This is a genomic window from Pseudomonas sp. 05T35 (genome assembly GCF_056396605.1).
On the sequence record NZ_JBFTLU010000387.1, the window covers coordinates 1 to 4,460 of the forward strand.

4 protein-coding genes and 1 pseudogene are annotated in these 4,460 nt (G+C 53.0%); all 5 read right to left on the minus strand.

Annotated features, from left to right (window positions below; genetic code table 11):
- Positions 1-705 (minus strand): WecB/TagA/CpsF family glycosyltransferase (locus tag AC1DH9_RS23420; RefSeq protein ID WP_477808860.1); only part of this gene is annotated, 705 nt, incomplete at its 3' end.
- Entirely contained in the window at positions 705-1,892 is a 1,188-nt protein-coding gene (locus tag AC1DH9_RS23425; protein WP_477808861.1) for a glycosyltransferase family 2 protein, read from the minus strand. The genes AC1DH9_RS23420 and AC1DH9_RS23425, both read right to left, overlap by 1 nt.
- The gene (locus AC1DH9_RS23430; protein ID WP_477808862.1) at positions 1,889-3,091 is read right to left on the minus strand and encodes a glycosyltransferase family 4 protein; all 1,203 of its coding nucleotides are present in this window, start codon (positions 3,089-3,091) and stop codon (positions 1,889-1,891) included. The genes AC1DH9_RS23425 and AC1DH9_RS23430 overlap by 4 nt, the downstream gene beginning before the upstream one ends.
- Before the next feature lie 253 nt (positions 3,092-3,344).
- Complete coding sequence (locus tag AC1DH9_RS23435) at positions 3,345-4,280, minus strand: DUF535 family protein (protein WP_427536455.1); 936 nt, start codon at positions 4,278-4,280, stop codon at positions 3,345-3,347.
- 7 nt (positions 4,281-4,287) lie between these two features.
- Positions 4,288-4,460, minus strand: a pseudogene (locus tag AC1DH9_RS23440) (glycosyltransferase family 2 protein); the annotation flags it as partial.

Sequence of the window (4,460 nt, forward strand, 5' to 3'; positions counted from 1 at the left end):
CAAGAACAGTGGATTACCAACCACATAGCGACTGAATAACCGCTTTGGCTCAATCATCAGCCTGAATACCCACTCACAACCGAGACGACGCACCCATTGCGGAGCCCGAACAACCTTGCCACCGAGAAAATCCAGGATCGCCCCGCCGCACACTATCAGGCATGGCACGCCGCTGGCAGCCAGCCTGGCAGCAACGGCTTCTTGCCTGGGCATGCCCATGCCCAGCACAACCAATTCTGGCTGCAGTTGCCGGGCAAGGTCGATGTAGGCATCCACCTCAGCAAAACCATGGTGAGCAGAAACTACATTGACCGCAAATACCGCTTCGCTACGCTGTACCGCATTCGCTAGAAAGGGCTCTGCAGTGCCCCAAAAAGCCACCCGACGGCCCTTGAACGCGGCCAGTAATTTGGGGATAAAATCCGTGCCATTCATATTTAGCCCCGGCACCAAGCCGAGTCGGCGAAACAGGATAGCCATGCCGGAGCCATCTCGTAGTAACACGTCAGCAGCGGACAGCGCGTTATAGTAATCGGTGTTGCCCGCCACCAGGTTCATGGCAAAGGCATTGACGAATCCAAGTACTGTCGCCGCCTCAGGCTTGGATAAAGCATCAATCAATCCTTGCTCATCATCGAGATCACTGACCACCCTGAGTTTCTGGATAATCGTTTGCCAGTTGTGCTGCCAAGCAAAAGCGCACATTAATTGTCATCTCGCTTCGAACGCACCCACTCAACTTGGCGCTTAAGCAAAAAGCCTAGATACAGGGGTATTTTTTTCACCACGTAGAACGGCGCATACAACAAGGCTGAAAAAGATATGATCTCGCGCCCAAATTGGCTCCATGCCAGCAAAATAGTCACATTCAATAGTGCCACCCCGGCAGAAGCGATTAATGCTGGAGCCAAAGCTCCATACAGCATAAACACCAACCATGACAGACTAAAAACAGCCCCCAGCACTAACGTCAACAAGGCCAACGGAGGGACCAATAAATCCAGCGTCATTGCCAGGAGGTTCCAGTTACGCCRGCTGATCGACTCTACAAACAACTTTGGCGCATCACCAAGGATTACCCCGAGATGACCATGCTCCCAGCGCGTACGCTGGATACTTAAGCCTTCATCACTGCGCGGAAAATAGCTGGTCACCAGGGCATCGGGGCAAAACAGAGGTGGCTTGCCACTGCGGCAGAAATCGAAGCCCATCTTCAAATCTTCGACGATGTGGCTACTGGCTAAATCAATCAAAGCCAGATCCCGCCAGACGAAAGCCATTCCCGCACCCATTAACTGACAGGGCAAACCAAGCCAAGCCCAACCTTGCGGCCGCACCAGATTCTTCACACGCCAGGCAAACTCGACAAACCGCACTTTTAGCCCGGAACCTGCTGGAGCACGCATTAAATAAAGTGCCTGCGTTGGCCGCCCAGAGTCGATGCAACACATTGCCAAACGCTCAATAGAGCCCTCACCCACCTGGCAATCGGCATCGACAACGATCATGACGTCCGGCGCATCGCTCGCTAAATGACGCACCCCAAAGTCCAGCGCATACCCCTTGCCACACTGCTGATCATTGCTGCGCTCCACCACCTCGGCTCCCGCCGTGCGGGCCAACGCGGCCGTGTCGTCAGAACAGTTGTCCGCCACCACCAATAAGCGATCGCCCTCTAGCAACTGCGGCCGAATGGTATTTAACGTCGCGACGATCATCGAGGATTCGTTGTATGCCGGTACCAACACCGCCACCCGCAGCCGCGATCTTTGCGCCGACGAGCGCAACCGCACAGGCAGGCAGGCCAACAGCACCTGCAAAAACAGCACCAACACCGGCAGGACCATGAGCACCAGCAGTGTGCTGAACAGCCAATCAAGTAAGGTGATCATGCTTGCGCCCTAAACAAATTAGCCAACTTGACCGCTTCGGTATCGATATCGTGTCGCTCCAGCACTCTCTGATAAGCCGCCTCGCCCATCCGCTGCAACACCTCGACGGGTTGCGCCAGGCAGTCCGCCAGCACCGCCACCAACTCATCCACAGCTCCAGCGGGAAACAACCAACCGTTCTCACCTTGGCGCAYTAACTCGGGAATGCCCGCCACATAGGTCGTCAGTACTGGCCGGCGCAAGGCCATGGCCTCCATGATTACCACCGGCAAGCCCTCGGCGAAGCTCGGCAACACCAAGGCCCGCGCCGCAAGAATTTCCGCCCGCACCTGCTCACTGCTAATCCAGCCAGTGATTCGCACCTGCGCTTGCAAGCCATGCAGTGCAATCAGGGCTTCGATTTGCGCACGTATTTCCCCATCGCCGGCCAGTACTATCTCGAACACCACGTCTTGCGCTGCCAGGATACGGGCGGCCTCAAGCAACAACAGTTGGCCCTTTTGCTCACACAAGCGACCCACGCAGACCAACCGCGGTACGGACGGCACGGCAACTGCAGGTACATCGTGAAACGCACGCTCCAGACCACAATGCACCACCTTTACTCTTGCCCAGTGCGCATGAGCTACCCAGCGAAACAGCTGGCTGCGCCCATAAGAGCTGATAGCCGCGACAAAAGCCGCGCGCCGGACTTTCTCGCCCAAATGAATAAACTGCGGTTTGTCGAACTCTTCCGGGCCGTGCACCGTAAAACTGTACGCTGGCCCGCCGAGAGCATTGGCCAGCATCGCCACCTCGGTTGARTTAGTGCCGAAATGCGCATGCACATGCTCGGCGCCGAACGCCTGCAACCAAAACAGCAGGCGGCATGCCTCGGACAAATAGACCAAATGATACGGCCAGGGCCGATCGGCATGCCGGCCCATACGTAGCGCCAGCCACAACGCCGAAAAAAAGCGTCGCGGCTGGGCGCGCAGTACCTGCAGCACAGGCACTAACAGCTCTTTGACTCCGCCCTGCAGCACATAGGAAGTTTTACTGCGCTCGGACACGTCCTCGGCATCCACCAACTCGGCATCCCAACCACGCAGAGCAATGCGCTGCACCACAAAGCCCTGGCGCTCTAACGCCAAAATCTCGCGACGAATGAAGCTATGGCTGACCTTGGGGTATTGATTGATCAAATAAGCGATACGCATAGGAACCAGCTTAGATGTCGTAGCAGTGAACTATTACTACAGGTACTTTTACAGTAGTACAATTATCAAGAACGTCAACAAGCATCACGGCGTTTATTCCGATCCTTGCATTTTCTCCGAGCAATACTCCACCTGGAATTTTTGCTCCGGTACCTTATATACACTTAGAGACCAATAATTAAAACAGTGTCGCCCACTAACTGACTAAGAGCAACCGCTGCAATTTCATMAGACCCCACAGTAAAATATCGACCTAATGAGCGCTTGCGTTAGTTACATAGCCGCCTACCAACACACTATCTATCCTTGTAAAAATATCATCTAGAAGTTCATAACGCCTGCGGTACATGGCACGTTTTTTTGAAGGAATACAATCAAGTGCTTTTTTGGACAACACCATGGGAATTTCAAAAAAGTCTTCGCGCTCTGACGGAATCGCTCCATGCTCCAACCATATGACATCATAATTAGCCGCCAGGTCTTGAGCTTTTTCAGCGCCAAAATACGGATGACGATGATGACGATATCCATCCCCTATCGCATAAATCTTTTCAACACCAACACTGCTTGCAATATACTTAATGGCTTCGATCAGAAGACTTCTTGGGCGAAGGCCTTCAAAATCTTTTGTCAGTGTTCTATAAATTTCCAAAGACCTGTCACTCTCTACGCCTTTGTGTATCCCTTGAACGGCACCGATAAAAACACATAACTCAACTTCCGTGCGACACAAGGTGAACGCTATTGATGCAATACGCAAATCACCCTGAAACAAATTCAGCACCAACTCCCCTTCACGCATAAACCATACCGGACGATCCAGAACCAAGGAACAACCCACAGAGCACTCCGACAAGTCACTCAACATCAAGCGGTCATTTCGTCCCAGAAGCAATAGCTGCGGACAGCGTTTTGTGACGACTTCGTAATGCGAGGCCAACACACTAAGTCTCTCCTGAGATCTCCAGCAACTACTGATGTACGGCCAATGAACAACACCCACACAATCACCTCCCAACTTCTCAAAACCGGCCTTGCCCAGGGCATTCGACATACGCCACAAAAACAACTTTAGCTCGGACCAGTTTTTTCCAACTAAAATCAGTAATACAAGCTTATTTTTCAATGCCCTGAAGGAATACCCTGCATGTAAAGAAAACACGCTTTTTAGTATCAGCCAATCATTCATAGCCGTCTCACTTGTATTCGATCAACGCCGTCTTGCCGGCACCCAATCTGTGCAACAGAAACTTGACTTGCCCGAGCATCTCGGGAAATTTGCTCAGCACCAGAAAGAAGGCCTGCAGCCAGTTTTCGCGCGCTGATCTATCGCCCCGGCGAGCCAAGCGCACCACCTGCAGTGGATAGA

Bases quoted from the DNA above. Each gene is read 5' to 3' on its own strand.
- AC1DH9_RS23435 (WP_427536455.1), bottom strand. From the start codon at position 4,280: ATGAATGATTGGCTGATACTAAAAAGCGTGTTTTCTTTACATGCAGGG.